The sequence below is a fragment of the Arthrobacter sp. FW306-06-A genome (assembly GCF_021870055.1).
In the GTDB taxonomy this organism is placed as follows: domain Bacteria; phylum Actinomycetota; class Actinomycetes; order Actinomycetales; family Micrococcaceae; genus Arthrobacter.
The window spans coordinates 2,987,865-3,007,183 of the sequence record NZ_CP084552.1 but is presented as its reverse complement, the minus strand read 5'-3'; the positions used below and the strand labels follow the sequence as shown (position 1 = coordinate 3,007,183).

The following is a 19,319-nucleotide window of genomic DNA, read 5'->3' as shown; positions in this document are numbered from 1 at the left end:
ATCCTAGCTACCGCCGTCAGTGCATGCCGCCCAGCAGCCTGGCCAGGACCGGGACATTCACAGTGTTGGGGGCGGGCCCGGAGGCCAGGAACTCCTTAAGGCCCCGCACCATGCCCGCCGCGTTGACGATGTGGACAGTCTCCAGGGCTCCGGACGGCCGCCTGTGGTGGTCGATTACGGGTTCGTGGAGGTTTCCGTCCGGGCCATGCACCACGGTCCATCCGGTGACGTTGAGCTCCGGGAAGATCTCCTGCATGGCCCACACCACCCGGGCCAGCTGCGGAGGCGCCACGGAGCGGCCGCCATGGTTGAGGGTCCTGCCGTCCCAGGCGTAGGCGCCCTTGGGCAGGAGCATGGAATTGACCAGGGCCAGCCGGTAGCCGGACAGGACCGCATGATCGATGTGGCTGTTGTCCGCCGGGGATTGCAGGCCGTTGATGAGCCTGGCGGCGGGAATTGCCGGCAGCACCTGCCGGGTCAGCAGTTGGACGGTGCGCATCTCGCGCTGGATGCGGGCCTCAGCGCCGAAGATGCCGCGTTTCCGCGGCATCCCGTGAACCTGCTGGCTCGCATGGGCCAGGGGGATGAGCGGAACACCGCTTCCCTCGTACGGCGGCACGTAAATCGGCGGGTCGCCTGCGGTGTTCCTGCCGTTGTCCGGCCTCCGGACAGTGGCCGACGCCCTGCTTCCGGCGGCCGGGGCATCAAAGTGGGCGCCGTCGTCGGGCGCAACGCCGCGGACTGATCCGGCGCCATAGGACCGGTCGTAGGCTTTCCGCCGCTGCGGATCGATCAGGGTCTCGTAGGCAGCAGTCACGCGCCGGAAGGTTGCGGCGTCACCACCGTGGTCTGGATGGGCAATCCTCGCGGCGCGACGGTAGGCCACCTTGATCTCCTTGTCGGTGGCGGTGACGGCCACGCGCAGGACCTGGTAGTGGGAGCTGCTGCTCTCGGTCAAGCATTCTTCCTTTTCATCATGCGCGGCTTCCTGTTTTTCGTCAGGGAAACGGCTGCCCGCCCAGTCTAGCCAGCGCTTGTGGCGGCCTCACCGTGACAACGAACGCCGGGTGCTTGCGGGTTCCCGGGGCACCGGAGTCTAGACTCGTGCCTGCGCGGCTGAACGGTGACACAGGAAAACCGTGAGCGCGGTGACCCGGGCCGGCGGTCAAATTGAAAAACAACAGCCGGAAGGAAACAGGCAGGGGTGGAAATGGAAATGCCGACGACGGCTGGGCGGCCCGGCAGGACGCGGCGCACGGGAGTGCCGCTTGCCTTTGCATGCCTGGGCGCTGTGCTTCTGGGCGGATGCAGCGTAGGCGTTCCGGATCCTTCCGTGCCGGCTGCAACTTCGAACACTCCGGTGCTGGCCACTCCCACCATCACCCCGGGACACGATGCCGCCGCAGTGGCGGCGCGCGACCTGCCCTTCTCCGCCGGTGGGACCCTGGCGCCCGGAGTTCCGGTGGGCATCTCTGATGAGCTGAAAGGCGCGCCGGGCTGGAAGCTCGAGAAGGAAAACGTGGCCGGTGCCAGCCAATACGCAAAGACGGATGGCTGTGTTGTGGCGGCACGGGTCAGTACTGGACAGGCCCCCTTGGCGCAGGGCGGGGACAGGGAATCCACCGTTGCTCTTTTCCAGTACCTGGACGGCACCATCCAGCCTTCGTACCTGAAGACGGAAACACTGCAGTGGGGCGGTGCCCCGGATGCGCCCGGCAGGAACGTGGAAGTGCTGGCGCTGGAGCAGCCGGCTCCGGTCGGCAGGTCCACTGTGGTGCTGGCGAGGGTTTTTGGCACGGCGGATTCGTCGGCCTATATAACGGTGTCCTGCCCCAATCCGGCAGCACTGGTGTCAGCGCGCAACGACGTCCGCCGCTACCTGCCGCTGCTCCCTCCCACTGCTTGAGCCGGCCGGTTGGCCGCTGGGCCAGTTGGCGCGTCGACCAGTTGGCGCGTCGACCAGTTGGCGCAAGGCCGCCGGCGGCTGGAGGGCACAGCTGCCGGCGATACTTTGCACGGAGCGCCCGCTTCCGCGGACAGGAAAGGGCTACGCAGCGGCGGCGCTGGTCCCCGTTGACAGCCGGTTGAGGGCCAGGGCGCCCACCAGGAGCCCGAAGTCGCGCAGGGCCACGTCGTAGAAGCTTCCCAGCAGCAGCAGGTTGATGATGATCCCGACCAGCCAGGCGGCCACCAGCAACGAGCCAAGTTTCGGACGCACCGCCACTACGACGCCGGCGATGATCTCCACGACCCCAACCACATACATGAAGGTCTGGGGTGGCAGCGGCACCACCGCAGCGGCTTGGGGCGCCAGGTACACGGTCCATTGCGTAAGGATGTTCGTGAACTTGTCCAGGCCGAAAAGGATGGGTGCGACGGTAAAGACAGTGCGCAGAAGCAGGAAGGCCTGCCGGGCTGCCGGCACGGTTGTGTATACATGCTGGGCGCGCACTGCCGATGCTGATTTCATGGTGTACTCCTTCTAAAAGTAGGTAATGTAATTTTAGAAAGTTGATGGTCTATAATCAAGAGATCTTGACTTTGGATTTGGGAGGCACCATGTACCGACTTCCCTGGGCCGACAGGATCGCAGCCGTCGCCTCACTCACGGATGCGAAGAGGCTGCAGCTGTTCGAGCTGGTTGCGGCATCGCTCCGGCCCGTGGGACGCGACGAGGTGGCCGAGGCTGCGGGCATGGCGCGGAGCACCGTTTCCTTCCACCTCGACAGGCTGGTCCAGGACGGGCTGCTGGCCGTGGAGTTCCACAAGCCCGCGGGCAGGGTGGGGCCGGGCTCGGGGCGTCCGGCCAAGATGTACCGGCCGATGGGCGGCGAAGTGGGAGCCTCCGTGCCGGACCGGAACTATGACCTTGCCGGGGAACTGATGGCCGCTGCCATCGAGACCTCGCAGGCCGACGGTGGGCCGGTGGGGGAGTCCCTGCGCGCAATTGCGTTCCGGAAGGGGCGGGAGCTCGCAGAATCGGCCGGTGGGTTGGAGGAGTTCCTGGCGGAGGCGGGCTACCAGCCGCAAGCCGACGGCGACGGCGGCTACCTGCTGCCCAACTGCCCCTTCCATCGGCTTTCCCGGGCCCACGCCACAGTGGTCTGCGATATGAACGGCGCCTTCCTGCGGGGGGCGGCGGTTGGCTGCGGCAGCCCCGAGGACCGTGTTGCCGAGGCTACCGGACCCGGTCACTGCTGCGCACGGATCAAGGGTGCGGGCTGACCGCAACCGCCGGGGAGCTGTGGCCTGCAGGGATAGAATTGGAGGATGCCCGCTTACCTCGACCATGCCGCCACCACGCCGCTTTCGGGCGCTGCGCTCGCCGCCTTGACCCGGGAACTCGCGCGGACCGGTAACCCCTCATCGCTGCACGGGTCCGGTCGGCGTGCCCGCCGTGCCGTGGAAGATGCGCGGGAGGCCATCGCCGCAGCGGCTGGAGCCCACCCCTCGGAGGTGATCTTTACCTCGGGAGGCACCGAGTCGGACAACCTCGCCGTCAAGGGTATGTACTGGTCCCGGGTGGCAGAAGACCCCAAGCGGCGGCGCATCCTCTGTTCCGCCGTCGAACATCACGCGGTTCTCGACACTGTGGAATGGCTGGAGCGCCACGAAGGTGCGGAGGTGACCTGGCTGCCCGTCGACGGCGAAGGAGTTCTGGACCTCGACGTGCTCGAAACCGAGCTTTCGCGCGATCCAGGGAGTGTGGCGCTGGTGACCGTCATGTGGGCCAACAACGAGGTGGGCACCATTCAGCCGATCCCGCAGATCGTTGAACTTGCCCATGGCGCCGGCGTCCCAATGCATTCCGATGCCGTCCAGGCATTCGGTTCGGTGCCGGTGCAATTCAAGGACTCCGGCCTGGATGCCATGTCCATCTCCGGGCACAAAATTGGTGGTCCCGTCGGGGTGGGGGCACTTCTGCTGGGACGGGCGGTGAAGCTGACACCAGTGCAGCATGGTGGGGGGCAGGAGCGCGACGTCCGCTCCGGCACGCTGGACACCGCTTCCATTGCTGCCTTCGCCGCAGCTGCGGAAGCGGTCGCCGCTGCGCTTCCCACGGAGTCGGCCCGCATTGCTGCCCTTCGGGACAGTCTGATCGATGGCGTCCGCGAACGGGTACCGGAAGCGGTCCTTCGCGGCGCGCCCGGCGACGGCCGGCTTCCTGGCAACGCCCATTTCACCTTCCCCGGCTGCGAAGGGGACTCGCTGCTGTTCCTCCTTGACCTGGCGGGCATCGAATCGTCAACCGGTTCGGCCTGCACCGCCGGCGTGCCCCGGCCGTCCCACGTGCTGCTGGCCATGGGGCTGGACGAGGAAACGGCGCGTGGAGCCCAGCGGTTCAGCCTGGGGCACGCGTCCACCGAGGCGGACGTCGATGCCCTTCTGGCTGCACTCCCCGAGGCGTACGCACGGGCGGGCCAGGCGGGCATGGCCGGGCATGAGTCCTCTATCCAGACCGCGGGTACCGTGGCGCGGCAGGTGCTGGGCGGCGCCTGACCCTCAGGCCTGACCTTTCCGGCCGATTTGCCTGCCGCCGTAGAATGGATAGGCGAACATCGTTTCCGCCGCCGTTGCAACCAGCACGGCCCCGGAAAACAAGCATCCCCCAACAGAAAGCCAGCATGCGAGTACTAGCAGCCATGAGCGGCGGAGTTGACTCCGCTGTTGCCGCCGCCCGCGCGGTGGAAGCCGGGCACGACGTCGTCGGTGTCCACCTGGCCCTTTCGCGCATGCCCGGAACCTTGCGCACGGGCAGCCGTGGATGCTGCACCATCGAGGACTCCCGCGACGCATGGCGTGCCTGCGACGTCCTCGGCATTCCCTACTACGTGTGGGATTTTTCCGAGCGCTTCAAGGAAGACGTCGTCCAGGACTTCATCGACGAATACGCGGCCGGCAGAACGCCCAACCCCTGCATGCGCTGCAACGAACGCATCAAGTTCGCCGCCCTGCTGGAGAAGGCCATCGCCCTGGGCTTCGACGCAGTTTGTACCGGCCACTACGCCAAGGTCATCGAGGACGCCGACGGCAACCGGGAACTGCACCGCGCTGCCGACTGGGCCAAGGACCAGAGCTACGTCCTTGGCGTGCTCACCCACGAACAGCTCAAGCACTCGATGTTTCCGCTGGCGGACACCCCGTCGAAGGCCGAGGTGCGGGCCGAGGCGGAGCGGCGCGGCCTCTCCGTCGCCAACAAGCCGGACAGCCATGACATCTGCTTCATCCCCGACGGCGATACTGCGGGCTGGCTCGCCGAAAAAATCGACATGGCCAGCGGTGACATCGTGGATGAGACCGGCGCCAAGGTAGGGGAACATCCCGGGGCGAACGCCTTCACCGTGGGCCAGCGGCGGGGACTCAAGCTCGGCACGCCTGCTGCCGACGGAAAGCCGCGCTTTGTCCTGGAAATCAGGCCCAAGGAGAACAAGGTGGTGGTGGGACCCGAGGCCCTGCTGGCCATTGACGAGATCCGCGGCATCAAGGTTTCCTGGGCAGGCCTTCCCATCAACGAGGTGGAAACCGGAGCCGAATTCGACTGCTACGCGCAGGTCCGGGCACATGGGGACCCGGTTCCGGCCACGGCCTGGATGGAGCCCGCCGGTGACGGTAATGGCCGAGGCCAGCTTGTGGTCCGACTGACCACCCCGCTGCGCGGAGTGGCGCCCGGCCAGACCGTGGTCCTTTACCAGGGCACCAGGGTGCTGGGCCAGGCAACCATCGACGCGGCGCGTTCGCTCCAGCGGGCCGCCCTGTAGCCTGTTTGATCCAAGGCACTGTCCCGGGTATTGCCGGGGCAGTGCTTTGCTGTCCCCGGAACTTTGATGCCGCCCGGCGCCAGCAGAATCTGTCCGGCCAGTGGGCAGCAGTACCAATGAGATAAATTTTGTGTTTCAAGTCACGGAATTGGCCGTATTGAGGACTGACTCTCTGATTGAATCTAGGGATCAGCACTGCTCGCCGGGGCAGGGGCCAACATTGTCCGTGTCTCCGGCGTGCGCGTACTCATCGGACAGAAAGTTCACAGATGATCAAGAGCACAACCGGCCTGCACCGCGCCATCGCGCTGGCAGGCATCTCCGCCCTGGCCCTGACAGCCTGCACCGGGCCATCGGGCGGCGGCGGTGGAACGTCCAGCGGCGGCAGCGCCGGTGGCGGTGCCATCACTTTCGGAACGACCGACAAAGTCGTCACCCTCGACCCCGCCGGCTCCTACGACGCAGGATCCTTCCTGGTGATGAACCAGGTCTACCCCTTCCTGATGAACTCCAAGCCCGGCTCTGCGGAGGTCAGCCCCGATGTCGCGGAGTCCGCCTCCTTCACTGCACCCACCGAGTTCACCGTGAAGCTGAAACCGAACCTGAAGTTCGCCAACGGCCATGCCCTGACCGCCTCGGACGTGAAATTCTCCTACGACCGCGTGGTGAAGATCGACGACCCCAACGGTCCGGCGTCCCTGTTGTCCAACCTCAAGTCGGTTGAGGCGAAGGACGACACCACCGTCGTCTTTACTCTCAAGCAGGCCAATGACCAGGTGTTCCCCAGCGTCCTGGGCACCAACACGGGCCCCATCGTCGACGAGGAAGTGTTCCCGGCCGACAAAGTCATGAGCGACGAAGACATCGTTGCCGGCAAGCCCTTCGCGGGCCCGTACACCATCGATTCCTACAAGAAGAACGAACTGGTCAGCCTCAAGAGCAACCCGGACTACAACGGGCTGTTGGGCAAGCCGGCCAATGACAGTGCCGTCATCAAGTACTACGCCGATTCCAACAACCTCAAGCTGGACGTGCAGGGCGGAAACATCGACGTTGCCGGCCGCAGCCTGACCGCAACCGATGCCGCGGACCTGGACAAGGACTCCAAGGTCAAGGTCTACAAGGGCCCCGGTGGCGAACTGCGGTACATCGTGTTCAACTTCGACACCATGCCCTTCGGCGCCAAGACGCCGGAAGCCAACCCTGCCAAGGCCCTCGCGGTGCGGCAGGCCATGGCCGACATCGTGGACCGCCAGGCCATTTCGGACCAGGTCTACAAGGGAACCTACGTCCCGGCGTACTCGGTTGTCCCTGACGGCCTGCCAGGCGCAACCCAGCCGATGAAGGAGATGTACGGCGACGGCAGCGGCAAGCCGAGCGTGGACAAGGCCAAGAAGGCCCTGTCCGACGCCGGCATCACCGGTCCGGTCAACATCAAGCTGCAGTACAACCCGGACCACTACGGCAAGTCCTCCGGTGACGAGTACGCCATGGTCAAGGAGCAGCTGGAGAAGTCAGGGCTGTTCACCGTGGACCTGCAGTCCACCGAATGGGTGACCTACTCCAAGGCACGCACTGCTGACGCCTACCCCGTGTACCAGCTGGGGTGGTTCCCGGACTACTCCGATGCGGATAACTACCTCACGCCGTTCTTCATCCCCGGCAACTTCCTGAAGAACCACTACGAGAACCCGACCGTCACGGACCTGGTGCAGAAGCAGCTCACCACCCCGGACAAGACCGAGCGGCAGAAGCTGATCGGCGACGTCCAGACAGCTGTGGCCAAGGACCTTTCCACCCTGCCGCTTCTCTAGGGCTCGCAGCTGCTGGTGGCCGGGAAGGATGTCAAGGGCGTCGAGAAGACCCTTGATCCTTCCTTCAAGACCCGTCTTGGCGTCCTTTCCAAGTAAGCACTCCACCCCCATCGGGCTCTGACAGGCCAGAGGCGGGACGCCGAAACGGTGTCCCGCCTTTTGCCGGTCATCAGCCAGCACCGAGGGGAATGCTGGCTCCCGGTCACCACGAATCCAGGTACCGATGACATCTTTGATTGAAGCGCCACCCAGTGACGCGGACGCACTCCTTCCGCCCAAGAAAAAGCAGGCAGGCGGAGGGCTGGGCCAGTACATCCTGGTCCGCTTCCTGCTGATTTTCCCAACCATCCTCATCCTGGTCACCATGGTGTTCTTCCTCATGCGGATCACCGGGGATCCCATCACGGCCGCCATGGGCGGCCGGCTGCCTCCGGACCAGTTGCAGGAACGTATCCATGCCGCCGGCTATGACCGGCCCGTGCTCGTGCAGTACTTCGAATACCTGGGCCAGCTGGTCTCAGGAAACTTCGGCACGACGCTTTCGGACAACCGCCAGGTCACCGAGATGCTGACCACCTACGGCTCGGCCACACTGGAGCTGGCCATCAACGCCCTCATCGTCGCCCTGCTGGTGGGAATCCCGCTCGGCATGGTTGCCGCGCAACGGCGTGACCACCTGCCGGACGCCGTGCTCCGAATTCTGGCCATCCTCTTCTACGCCACCCCGGTCTTCTTCGCCGGCATGCTGCTGAAGCTGGTGTTCTCGGTGTGGCTGGGCTGGCTTCCCGTAGCCGGCCGTGCCAACACCAGGACCGAGCTGTCCCTCACCGCGCTGGAAGCTCCCACCGGCATCTACTGGCTGGACGCCCTCCGCAGCGGGAACATGGCGGCCTTCAGCGACGTCATGTCCCATGCTGTCCTTCCGGCGCTGGCACTGGGCCTCCTGACCGCAGGTGTCTTCCTGCGGCTGGTCCGCACCAACGTCATCGGTACTCTCGGCAAGGATTACGTCGAGGCCGGCCGCTCACGTGGCGTCAGCGAGTTCCGGCTGGTCACCAAGCACGCCTACAAGCCGGCGCTGATCCCCATCATCACCGTCATGGGCCTGCAGATCGCGGTGCTGCTCGGCGGCGCCGTGCTCACCGAAACCACCTTCGAATGGAAGGGCCTCGGGTTCCAGCTGGCCAACTACCTTACGGCGCGCGACTTCGTGGCCGTCCAGGGCATTGTGGTGCTGCTGGCCGTCATCGTCGCCGTCACCAACTTCATCGTGGACATCCTCGCCGCGCTGATCGACCCCCGCGTGAGGTACTGACATGACCGCCGAAACCACTCTCGAACCTGTCGCAAACCCGCGGGCATCCTTCATCGGCCGGCTGCCGGTTGTGTCGCACTACAACAAAAGCGTCGGCCTGCAGCGCTTCATGCTGGTGGTGGGCCTGGTCCTTACCGGCATCTTCCTGCTCACGGCGCTGGCCGCACCGCTGCTGGCGCCCTACGGCTTCGCGCAACTGTCCGACGCCGACGGCAGTTTCCCCACCCAGCAAGCCCCGGGCGGCAAACACCTCCTGGGCACCACCGTGGGCGGCTACGACGTCCTGTCACGCGTCATCTGGGGTACCCAGACAGCGCTGCTGGTCATCATCGTGGCCGTGGTCCTCTCCATCTTCGCCGGCGTCATCCTCGGCCTGGTGAGCGGCTACATCGGCGGCTGGCTGGACCGCGTCCTCGTAGTGGTGGCCGACGCGATCTACGCGTTCCCGTCACTGCTGGTGGCCATCGTGATGGCCATCGTCATCAGCGGCGGCCAGTCCAGCCTGTTTGGCGGGATCCTGGCGGCGGCCATCTCCATCACGGTGGTGTTCATCCCGCAGTACTTCAGGGTGATCCGGGCAGAGACCATCCGGCTGAAGGCAGAACCTTTCGTTGAGTCGGCCAAGGTGGTGGGTGCATCGAACATCCGGATCATGACCCGGCACATCTACCGCAACGCCACTCGCACCCTGCCGCTGATCTTCACCCTCAACGCCTCCGAAGCCATCCTGACCCTGGCCGGGCTCGGCTTCCTGGGCTTCGGCATTGAACCAAGCTCTGCGGCCGAGTGGGGCTTCGACCTGAACAAGGCGCTTGCGGACACCACATCGGGCATCTGGTGGACGGGCCTTTTCCCCGGCCTGGCCATCGTCTGGACAGTCCTTGGGCTGACGCTGGTGGGCGAAAGCATCAACGACCTCAACGATCCGCGCCTCCGCGGCCGTAAGCGCAGCGGCCGCAAGGGCGCTGGGGCCACGCCGGCCGCTCCCGCTGCAACCGCCGCTCCCGGCGGGTCCGGCCCCGAAACAGAATTGAGCAACCCGTGAGCGAAAATCTCGGTTACCTGTCAGACCAGCAGGACCGGAAAACAGTCCTGGATATCGACCACCTGGAAGTCACCTTCGCTACGGACGGCGGTGACGTGCGTGCCGTCAAGGATGTCAGCCTGGAGGTCAGGGCCGGCGAGGTGGTGGCGATCGTGGGCGAGTCCGGGTCCGGCAAGACGGTGACGGCGAAGACCATCCTTGGCCTGCTGCCGGAAACGGCCGTGAGTTCGGGTGCGGTGCTGATCAACGGCGCCAACGTCATCAGCCTCAGCCCGGGGCGGCTGCGCCAGATCCGCGGCCGCGACGTGGCCATGGTGTTCCAGGAGCCGTCCACCGCCCTGAACCCTGTGTTCACGGTGGGGTGGCAGATCGCCGAAGGCATCCGTGCCCATGCGGGAGCAAACGGCGGGGGACGGGTGTCGGCGAAGGAAGCCAAAGCCCGCGCCATCGAGGCCCTGGGCAAGGTGGGCATCCCCGATCCCGAACACCGCGTCAACTACTACCCGCACCAGTTCTCCGGCGGGCAGAAGCAGCGGGTCGTGATCGCGGCGGCACTGGCGCTGAATCCAGGTCTTATTGTTGCCGACGAACCCACCACTGCCCTGGATGTCACCGTCCAGGCCGAAATCCTGGAACTTCTCCGGGACCTGCGGGACAAGTACGGCACCTCGATCGTGCTGATTACGCACAACATGGGCGTGGTGGCTGACCTGGCGGACCGCGTGGTGGTGATGTACCAGGGCGACGTCGTGGAGGAAGCCCCTGCGAAGACGCTGTTCGCCGAACCCAGGCAGGACTACACGCGCAGCCTTCTTGCCGCGGTGCCGCACCTTGGTCGCAACTCGGCGTCGGCAGGCCTGACTGAACGCCGCCACCAGGATGAGGAAGTGCTGGTGGCTGCCGACAACCTGGAGATCGAGTACCCGGGCCGGCTTGGGACGCCTGCCTTCAAAGCCGTGGATGGTGTCAGTTTCACCTTGTCCAGGGGGGAGGTGTTTGGCTTGGTGGGGGAGTCGGGGTCCGGCAAGACCACTATCGGCCGCGCTATTGCCGGGCTCAACCGCACTACCGGCGGGAGCCTCAAGGTGCTGGGCTACGAGATGCTGAACCTTCGCGAGCGCACGTTCAAGCCGCTGCGCAAGGACATCGGCTTCGTGTTCCAGGACCCGGCTGCCTCCTTCAACCCACAGCTGACAATCGGAGAGTGCATCGCCGAGCCCATGGTTATCCACACCCGGCCAAGCGATGCCCAGGCGCGCAAGCGCGTTGGTGAGCTGCTTGAATCAGTCCAGTTGCCGGCGTCGTACGCGGGCCGGTACCCGCACGAACTGTCCGGCGGCCAGCGGCAGCGGGCGTCGTTGGCGCGTGCCCTGAGCCTGAACCCCCGTCTGCTGATAGCGGATGAGCCGACGTCGGCCCTGGACGTTTCGGTGCAGGCGAAGGTCCTGGAGCTGTTCCGGGACATCCAGGAGGAATTTGGCTTCGGCTGCCTGTTCATCAGCCACGATCTTGCGGTGGTGGACATCCTGTCCTCCTGGGTCGGCGTCCTGTACAAGGGCAAGCTGGTGGAGCAGGGGATCGGCAGCCAGGTCATGGGTAACCCGCAGCATGACTACACGCGGCGGCTGATTGCCTCCCTGCCGGTGCCTGATCCGGCCGAACAGGCGAAACGCAGGGAGGAGCACCGGGCGCTCCTGGGCTTCTGACCCGGAAAGTCGTTACCGTAAAGCGCCGGTGCCGGCAGTGTGCCGGCACCGGCGCTTCACACCCGCGGTGACTCCGTCCGCTCCCATAGACTGGAGCCATGACGCAGCACAACCCCATCCCTCCTGGCTCCGATGATTTCGACCCCTCCGCCAGTTCCCTGGCAGGTCAAGTGGACGATTCGGTGATGGCTGAACTGCTGTCCATCCGTTCCAGCATTGACAACATTGATGCCACCCTGGTGTACCTCCTGGCTGAACGCTTCAAGGCCACCCAGAAAGTGGGGTTCCTCAAGGCAACCCACCGCCTGCCCGCCGGTGATCCGGGACGGGAAGCCGCCCAGATCGCACGCCTGCGCCGCCTTGCCGAGGACGCCCACCTTGACCCGGCGTTCGCCGAGAAGTTCCTCAACTTCATCATCGGCGAGGTAATCCGCCACCACGAGGCCATCGCCGAGGACCACCAGGCGTCATCCGGACAACAGTCCCAGACCTCCGCACTGGCGTGAGCCGGGAACAGTACCAACGGGGCTCCGCCCCGCGTCCGGCCAACGCTGCGGACACTTCATTCGAAGCCCCGGAAGTAACGGCCACGGCGCTGGGTCCGTGGCCAGGCGAAGACCCGCTCGAAGCCACCCGTATTATCCGCGGCGAGCTCGGCAGCCCACACCTGCCGTTCCTTGCCGAGCTTCCGGACCGCGGGGTGGGTTCCGACGCCCTGGGCCGTACCGCGTCCCTCCTTGAGGAGCTGGCGGTGGACGTGCAGCCGCACGGTTGGCGGCTTGTGGACCGGCCCGGCAAGGACATGCGGCGTGCCGCGTCGGCGCTCTCCACCGACCTGAACGTGCTCGCCGACGTGGCAGGAGCGGAGGACATTTCCGCTGCAGAGTTCAAGGTTCAGTTGGTAGGCCCGCTCAGCCTTGCGGCAGGCCTGTACCTGCACAACGGTGAGCGCGCGCTGCTGGACTACGGCGCGCGGCGGGACCTGGCCGCTTCCCTCGCAGCAGGAGTGGGCAGCTACCTCACGCGGGTGGCAGCGGCCGTTCCCGGCGCCCGTTTGGTGGTGCAGGTGGACGAGCCCGCCATCGCCGCCGTGCTGGCCGGAACCATACCCACCGCCAGCGGCTACCGCACCCTGCGCGCGGTACCGGCATCGGAAGCGCGGGAGTCCTGGCGGCTGGTCCTGGATGCCCTGCGCGAAGCCGGTGCCGCGGACGTGGTGGTGTCGTTTCCGGAGATCGAGGCACCGATCGAACTGGTCCTGGCCGCAGGCGCCGACGGTGTTGCACTGCCGTTGAAGGCGTTGACCAACCGCCAGTGGGAGCAGGTGGCCGGAGCGGTGGAGGCCGGAAAACAGTTCTGGGCAGGCGCCCTGGAGGTCTCGGGCGGCCCAATGCCCAAGGTTGCCGACTGCGTGGAGTCCGTATGGCGTCCCTGGCGCCAGCTGGGCCTTCCGGCGTCGCTTCTTGCCGCCACCAGGGTGACTCCCTCGGCAGGACTGGCTAATCTCACACCCGCCCAGGCCACCGCGGTACTCGGCAGGCTTACCCAGGTGGCTGACGGCCTCAACCAGCTGGCGCTGGGGTAGGCGTCAGACCCTGTTTTCCCAGCGGTCCGGCTGCGCATAGCGGGGCAGGTAGCTTTGCGCGGAACTGCCGCCGGTGTAGGGGCGCAGCCGGTAGTCGAAGGCACCGGCGTACACCAGGACCAGGCCGATCTGGGGCTGGATGACCTTGACCTGGATGCGGTGCCGCCCGTTGCTGCCCTCCGCAGGGTCCCACCATTGTTCGGCATAGGCCTTGGCGTCCAGGGCTGCCGGAAGGGGTACCCGGAGGGCACCCAGGAAAAGCCGGGAAGCTTCTGATACTCCGCGCAGCCTGCCGTCCAGGGTGACGCTGAGGTTCAGGTCCGTCACCAGGCGCCGGTACCGTCCCACGTAGTCCACCAGCTGGGTGGCGCCGGCCCGGGTAGTGGCGCTCGTGGTGTCCTGGAAAAGCCGGGTCCGTTCCGGGAAGCGTATCTCGCGCCGGGCGGTGAGACTGGAGCGGCCGAACGGATCCTGGTGCGCGTGGTTCTCGATCCGGAACGGAATGTTTTCGCCGTACTCGGGAAAGAAAGCTTCTTCGCCCCCGGTGAGCCGCAGCAAGGGGCGCAGCCACCGCTGGCGGCACCCGACGACGTCGAACGTTCCTTCCCCCACGCCGTAGTGCCCGGAGCCCGGTGCCAGCGAGAAATACTCCTGCAGCTCGGGCTGCAACCGGGAGAACTCCCTGCCCAGGACCTGCCGGTAAATGGGGACGCTCATCAAATGGACCTCCTGTTGCCTATGCCGTTTTGCTGTTCGGGGCGGACTGTCTCCGGGTTCACAATCTACCGGCAGCCTTAAGCCGGATGTACATGTCCGCAAGCCGGGGCGGCAGTTCGTGGGGCTCGGCGTCCACCACCTCCGCTCCATAGCGCCGCAGCTCGGCAGTCACCGCCGCGCGCTGCAGGAGCGCGCGTTCAGCCGCAGCAGCACGGAAGACTCCGGTGGCATCGTGGCGTTCCCTGAGCATGGCGCCCAGCTGGGGGTCGCGGACGGCTGCCACCACCACGACGTGCTGGCTTGCCAGCCGTTCGGCCACCGGCAGCAGGCCTTCCTCCGGAGCCCCGCTGTCCAGCGACGTCAGCAGCACCACGAGCGACCGGTGCGCGGATACGGCACGGACCTGCGCCGGGACGCCAGGCCAGTCCATCTCAATCAGTTCCGCGTCAAGGGGTGCCATTGCCTGGACCAGCCGGCCCAGGATGGTGCCCTGCCCGGCCGAGCCGGCCCGTGCCCGCGTCCTGCGGTCAAACGCCACGAAGTCCACCCGGTCTCCGCCCCGTTCAGCCAGGACACCCAGGAGGAGCGCCGCTTCGATCCCGGTGTCCAGGCGCGTTTCGTCACCGATCCTGGCCGCGGACGTGCGGGACGTATCGAGGACCACCACCACCCGTCGGTCCCGTTCCGGGCGCCACGTCCGGACCACCACCGCGGAGCGCCTGGCCGTGGCGCGCCAGTCGATGGAGCGCACGTCATCACCGCGGACGTAGTCGCGCAGGGAGTCGAACTCCGTGCCGGCGCCGCGGATCTGGACGGCGGCCTTTCCGTCGAGTTCGCGCAGCTTCCGCAGCTTGGAGGGCAGGTGCCGCCTGGAATGAAAGGGCGGCAATACCCGCACTGAGCCGGGGCAATCGATGGTGCGCTGGCGGGCGGCCAGGCGCAGGGGCCCGAACGAGCGAATCGTCACGTGCGGCGCTGCCAGGTGGCCGCGCCGGACAGGTTGGAGCTTGACCCGGTACCGCCTTCCTTCCCCGGCCGGTACGTCGATGGCCTGGACCGGGTTCTGCGCCCCGGCGGAGGGTTGCCAGCCATCCCGCAGCGAGCCGCGGAGCGGACGGGCACCGCCGTTTCGCACCGTGAGGACGGCGTCCACCGACTTGTTGAGCGTCACGTTCTCCGGATCCGCACGCACCACATTGACCCGGCGGAGGGATGCCGCGAAGACCAGGTCCGCAAACAGCAGGGCCGCGAGCACGGCGGCGGTGGCAAGTACGGTCAGCCACCCGGGGGACAGCAGCACCGGCACCAGGCCAAGCAGCACCAGCGCAACGAAGCGCCCCGAGATGGCCATCAGCGGGGAACGGGGACGGACGCCAGGATGCTGCCCAGGACGTCGTCCACGCGGACGCCGTCCATCTGGGCATCGGGCTGCAGCGCCACGCGGTGCCGCAGGCACGGTAGGGCCAGCGCCTTGACGTCGTCCGGCGTGACGAAGGGACGCCCCGAGAGCCAGGCCCACGACCGTGACGTGTTGAGGAGCGCAGTGGCTCCGCGCGGTGACACGCCCAGCTGGAATGAAGGGGCGGCCCGGGTTGCCCGCACAAGGTCAACGATGTAGCCAATGATTTCCGGTTCCACCACCACGCGCGCCACTGCCTCCCGCGCCCGCTCCAGGTCCTCCGCGCCGGCCACCGCCCGGACCCCGGCCGCCACCAGGTCCCGGGGATCGAAACCGGCGGCATGGCGGCGGATGACTTCGATTTCGTCCCCGCGTTCGGGCAGCGGCATGGTGAGCTTGAGCAGGAACCTGTCCAGCTGCGCCTCCGGCAGGGCGTAGGTCCCCTCGTACTCCACCGGATTCTGGGTGGCCGCCACCAAGAAAGGCGCCGGAAGCCGCCGGGAGGTGCCGTCCACCGATACCTGCCGCTCTTCCATGGCTTCGAGGAGTGACGCCTGGGTCTTTGGCGGCGTGCGGTTGATCTCATCAGCCAACAGCAGGTTGGTGAAGACGGGTCCCTCGCGGAAGCTGAATTCGGAGGTGTGGGAGTCGTAAACCAGGGAGCCTGTGACATCGCCGGGCATGAGGTCGGGGGTGAACTGCACCCGTTTGGTCTCCAGGCTCAAGGCGGAGGAGAGCGCGCGGACCAGCAGGGTCTTGGCAACCCCGGGCACGCCCTCCAGCAACACATGCCCCTGCGAAAGCAGGGCAATCAGGAGGCCGGTGACCGTGGCGTCCTGTCCCACCACTGCCTTTGCCACCTCCTGCCGGACAGCAAGCAGTGCCTGCCGTGCGCCGTCGTCGTCCATGTAGCTGCCTGAGTCCATGGCATTAAGGGTTGCCGGGCCACTGCTCTGTTCGCTCATCGGGTCATGACCTCTTTCTCGAGTTTGTCCAGCGACTGTGACCAGGCCACCAGCCGGGCTTCGGTTGCGGGGCGTTCGTTTATCAGTTCGCGGATGCCGGTGGCGTCCGTGCCGAGGTACCTGGCCACCGCGGCTATGGTGTCCTCGGCTGTGGCACCTGGGCCGAGGCGGAGCTTTCCGGAAAGCCGCACCAGCAGCCCTGCCCGCAGGTTGTCCCGGGCCTGGCCGACGGAGCGGGAGTCCTGGTAAAGCCGGGCACGCCCTTCCGCAGTCTCAACAGCCTTGACCACCACCGGCAGCGGCTCGAACACCAGCGGGCCGTGGCGGCGCCCCCGCCACAGGACGGCGGCCGATGCCACCAGGAGCAGCCAGGGGCCCAGGAAACGGGCCCAGTCCGGTGCAAGGTCATCCAGTGTCTTCCCGGATCCGGTCACTGCGACGTCCTCCAGCGAGGGCAGGTACCAGACCAGGTCCGGCGATGCGCCCAGCATCCGGACTGCCAACGCGGCGTTGCCCAGTTCATCCAGCTTGTCGTTGCCCAGCACCGCCCGGTTGCCCAGCACGGCCAGGCGTCCGTCGTTGCTGACGGCGAACATCCCGGCGGTTCCGGCTGCCCGGTAGCAGGCCGTCCCGCCGTCGTAGACGAAGCCGCCCTGGCCCGTGACCTGTCCCGCTGCCTCCGCATCCGGCTGGTCGCAGCCCGGGTTTAGGACCGGGAAGCCATCGGGAACCACACCGGCCTGGCGGATCCCGCTGTCAAGGGCGGTGAGGGTTTCCAGCCTGGGCGAAACCACCACCACTTTGTCAGCGGCCGACATAAGTGCGGCCAGCTGCGGCTCACCCAGGATGCCGTTCCTGTCATAGAGCAGGAGCGTGGGGGAGGAGCCGGAGCGCAGGTCATCCAAGGCTGCGTCGAAACGTGCGGGCGTGTGGACGGAGACTCCGTGCCGGCCCAGAATCTCGCCCAACGCCCTGGCCCCGTCCGGCCCGGCATTGTGGACGGAGAGGGGAATCGTGTCGCCCTTGGGAGCGAGTTGCGTGCCGATCACCAGCGCCAACGCGGCGGCCACCACAACACCCGCTGCCGTAAGTCCCCGGTGCTGCCGGAGCCAGGCGAGGAACCTCCCTGCGTGGGAGGTCGGTGGCGCGGACACGGCTTCCGGGATGTCCTCGCGGCCAGCGGCAGGACCCGGATGCCTGGTATCAGTAGCGGAGCCGCTCATGCCAGCCGTACCGCGCTGCCGGATGGAACCGGCTTCGTGGCATCCAAGTCGGAGTCCAGGCCCACCATCTCCTGGTAGTCGGCGCTGCCTGCATACCTGTTCCCATACCGAATGCCGTCAAAGACGGCCGCCGCCCGCAGCAATCGCCCGGACTCAGCGTTGAAGGACACGGACAGTGCCCGCGCCGCTTCATCGGCGGTACGGCCCGGCTGCGGGTCCAGGATGGTGCGGTCTTCAGCGCTGCGGACCACGGCACGGAAGCGGTCGACGACGGCGTCCCCCCACTTTCCGGCCGCGGCTGCGGCTTCTGCGCGGTTCCGGTAGTCGATCGCTGACATGGCCGCTTCCCGTTCGAAGACGTCCTTGGCCTTCCGGGCGCGGGCGTTCAGCCGGGGGCGCGCGAGGATGATGGCAGCTGCGATGATGGCCGCAATGACGAGGGCGATGACCGGGCTGGGCACAGCTGTTGAGTCCCCGGAGGAGCCGTCCAGGGACTGCAACCAGTCGAGGAAGTTCCGCCAGAGGGTGTCCACCCAGGATGGGGCGGCGTCCCGGTATTCCGGTTTGGCCAGCTCCTCTGCCGCCCAGCGCCGTGCCTCCGCCGAATCCGGGAGCACCGGAGGCTCAGCGGCCATACGGCCATGCCCCTGGTGACCCTGGCGCCGTCCCATACCCGGGGTACGGCGTGCTCCTGCCTGCCTGCGTCCCCCTGCCCGGGACGCCGTCAGGATCAGCACCGGTCTCCAGCTGGCGCAGCAGCGCGATGTCCAGGCCGTCCTTGCGCATCCGCAGGTCCATATAGAGCAGCGCCATCACGGATGTCTGGTAGGCGTAAGCCACCGCGCCCACCAGGGCACCGATCACCGCGGTGACCACACCCATGACAACGCCCATTGTGGCGTCCTGCCCGCTGCCGCCGTGCGGCGAGACCACACCGGACACGAACGTGGGCAGGAGGCTTACCGGAATCAGGACCACCTGGGTGATTACCCCCACCAGGACCGCCACCACCAAGGTGATGCCCAGGATCCGCCACCAGTTAGCCCGGGTTAATTCCCAGGAACGACGGATTCCGGCAAAGGCTCCAACCTCTTCGATGACGACGGCGGCAGGCGCCACCACGACCTTGACCGCCACCCACGCAACCGCGACGCCAAAAGCCAGCATGAGGGGGAATACCAGCAGCACGGCCGCGCCCCGGACGTTGGAGAACAGGAAAACGATGATGGCGACAAAGAGCGCCATGGTGGCCAGAACCGCCGCCACCATCAGCGCCGCCAGCCCGGCCAGTGCGCCGAACCTTGGCCGCGCCAGCGACAGCATGCGCCGGAAGCCGGTGGGCCGGTTCAGGATGGAACGCGCCACAGGCACCACCATGGCGCCTTGGAGGATGGCGGAAATGAACACCGACAAGATGGACAGGAGGGCAAAGCCAGCCATCATACCGATCCCAAGGGAGGTGAGTTCGGCGCTGCTGGCCGTTTCAGCCCAGGCCCCGACGGAGCCCGACGAAGTGGCAAGGAGCGCTGTGACTACCGCAGCGAGGATGGCCGACAATGACTGCGCCAGCAAACCGGCCCCGAGCATTGCCTTGGCATTGCGCCTGATGGCCTGGAACGATCCGTCGAGGACTTCCCCGAACATCAGGGGCCGCAACGGAATGATCCCCGGCTTCGGCGGGGCTACATAGCGCGGCTGACCGCCGGGTGAGGCCCCGTATGGTGACGCCCCATACGGGGTTGCTCCATACGGTGATGCCCCGAAAGGCGATGCCCCATAAGGCGCAGCGGG

Annotated in this window: 17 protein-coding genes and 1 pseudogene; 10 read left to right on the top strand and 8 right to left on the bottom strand. The window is 66.7% G+C overall.

What is annotated here, in order from left to right:
- Positions 1-16: 16 nt before the first annotated feature.
- The gene (locus LFT49_RS13995; RefSeq protein ID WP_237428536.1) at positions 17-958 is read right to left on the bottom strand and encodes a J domain-containing protein; all 942 of its coding nucleotides are present in this window, start codon (positions 956-958) and stop codon (positions 17-19) included.
- A gap of 375 nt (positions 959-1,333) precedes the next feature.
- Here LFT49_RS13995 and LFT49_RS13990 point away from each other — a divergent pair, with 375 nt between their 5' ends.
- On the top strand, positions 1,334-1,906 hold the full coding sequence (locus LFT49_RS13990) for a hypothetical protein (RefSeq protein WP_237428535.1): 573 nt from the start codon (positions 1,334-1,336) through the stop codon (positions 1,904-1,906).
- A gap of 141 nt (positions 1,907-2,047) precedes the next feature.
- On the opposite strand, the gene LFT49_RS13985 is transcribed toward LFT49_RS13990, so the two are convergent.
- Positions 2,048-2,470, bottom strand: a complete 423-nt coding sequence (locus tag LFT49_RS13985) for a hypothetical protein (RefSeq protein ID WP_237428534.1) — start codon at positions 2,468-2,470, stop codon at positions 2,048-2,050.
- A gap of 89 nt (positions 2,471-2,559) precedes the next feature.
- Between LFT49_RS13985 and LFT49_RS13980 the strand changes: the two genes are divergently transcribed.
- From LFT49_RS13980 to LFT49_RS13940, 9 genes and pseudogenes are all read left to right on the top strand, one after another.
- Positions 2,560-3,225: a helix-turn-helix transcriptional regulator gene (locus LFT49_RS13980; protein ID WP_237428533.1), complete on the top strand. Its 666-nt coding sequence runs from the start codon at positions 2,560-2,562 to the stop codon at positions 3,223-3,225.
- Positions 3,226-3,270: 45 nt separating this feature from the next.
- The gene (locus LFT49_RS13975) at positions 3,271-4,500 is read left to right on the top strand and encodes a cysteine desulfurase family protein (protein ID WP_237428532.1); all 1,230 of its coding nucleotides are present in this window, start codon (positions 3,271-3,273) and stop codon (positions 4,498-4,500) included.
- 125 nt (positions 4,501-4,625) lie between these two features.
- Positions 4,626-5,759, top strand: a complete 1,134-nt coding sequence (mnmA, locus tag LFT49_RS13970) for a tRNA 2-thiouridine(34) synthase MnmA (RefSeq protein WP_237428531.1) — start codon at positions 4,626-4,628, stop codon at positions 5,757-5,759.
- A 269-nt stretch (positions 5,760-6,028) separates the two neighbouring features.
- Positions 6,029-7,669 (top strand): annotated as a pseudogene (locus LFT49_RS13965) (ABC transporter substrate-binding protein).
- A gap of 127 nt (positions 7,670-7,796) precedes the next feature.
- Positions 7,797-8,888 (top strand): ABC transporter permease, encoded by a 1,092-nt coding sequence (locus LFT49_RS13960; RefSeq protein WP_237428530.1) that lies wholly within the window; start codon positions 7,797-7,799, stop codon positions 8,886-8,888.
- A 1-nt stretch (position 8,889) separates the two neighbouring features.
- Positions 8,890-9,933 carry an ABC transporter permease gene (locus tag LFT49_RS13955; RefSeq protein ID WP_237428529.1) on the top strand — a complete coding sequence of 348 codons (1,044 nt, stop codon included), beginning with the start codon at positions 8,890-8,892 and terminating at the stop codon, positions 9,931-9,933.
- Positions 9,930-11,639, top strand: coding sequence for an ABC transporter ATP-binding protein (locus LFT49_RS13950; RefSeq protein ID WP_237428528.1), 1,710 nt, complete (start codon positions 9,930-9,932; stop codon positions 11,637-11,639). The genes LFT49_RS13955 and LFT49_RS13950 overlap by 4 nt, the downstream gene beginning before the upstream one ends.
- Positions 11,640-11,737: 98 nt before the next feature.
- Positions 11,738-12,145, top strand: coding sequence for a chorismate mutase (locus LFT49_RS13945; RefSeq protein WP_236798925.1), 408 nt, complete (start codon positions 11,738-11,740; stop codon positions 12,143-12,145).
- On the top strand, positions 12,142-13,224 hold the full coding sequence (locus LFT49_RS13940) for a hypothetical protein (protein ID WP_373462117.1): 1,083 nt from the start codon (positions 12,142-12,144) through the stop codon (positions 13,222-13,224). The genes LFT49_RS13945 and LFT49_RS13940 overlap by 4 nt, the downstream gene beginning before the upstream one ends.
- Before the next feature lie 3 nt (positions 13,225-13,227).
- Here LFT49_RS13940 and LFT49_RS13935 read toward each other — a convergent pair whose 3' ends face one another.
- The 6 genes from LFT49_RS13935 to LFT49_RS13910 are packed head-to-tail and all read right to left on the bottom strand — an operon-like array spanning position 13,228 to position 19,184.
- The gene (locus LFT49_RS13935) at positions 13,228-13,941 is read right to left on the bottom strand and encodes a DUF4166 domain-containing protein (RefSeq protein WP_237428527.1); all 714 of its coding nucleotides are present in this window, start codon (positions 13,939-13,941) and stop codon (positions 13,228-13,230) included.
- 58 nt (positions 13,942-13,999) lie between these two features.
- Positions 14,000-15,292, bottom strand: coding sequence for a DUF58 domain-containing protein (locus LFT49_RS13930; protein WP_237428526.1), 1,293 nt, complete (start codon positions 15,290-15,292; stop codon positions 14,000-14,002).
- On the bottom strand, positions 15,292-16,266 hold the full coding sequence (locus LFT49_RS13925) for an AAA family ATPase (protein ID WP_237430519.1): 975 nt from the start codon (positions 16,264-16,266) through the stop codon (positions 15,292-15,294). The genes LFT49_RS13930 and LFT49_RS13925 overlap by 1 nt, the downstream gene beginning before the upstream one ends.
- 35 nt (positions 16,267-16,301) lie before the next feature.
- Positions 16,302-17,528, bottom strand: coding sequence for a DUF4350 domain-containing protein (locus LFT49_RS13920; RefSeq protein WP_236820101.1), 1,227 nt, complete (start codon positions 17,526-17,528; stop codon positions 16,302-16,304).
- Entirely contained in the window at positions 17,525-18,163 is a 639-nt protein-coding gene (locus tag LFT49_RS13915; protein WP_236820099.1) for a DUF4129 domain-containing protein, read from the bottom strand. The genes LFT49_RS13920 and LFT49_RS13915 overlap by 4 nt, the downstream gene beginning before the upstream one ends.
- Positions 18,153-19,184, bottom strand: coding sequence for a DUF7847 domain-containing protein (locus LFT49_RS13910; RefSeq protein WP_237428525.1), 1,032 nt, complete (start codon positions 19,182-19,184; stop codon positions 18,153-18,155). The genes LFT49_RS13915 and LFT49_RS13910 overlap by 11 nt, the downstream gene beginning before the upstream one ends.
- Positions 19,185-19,319 lie beyond the last annotated feature (135 nt).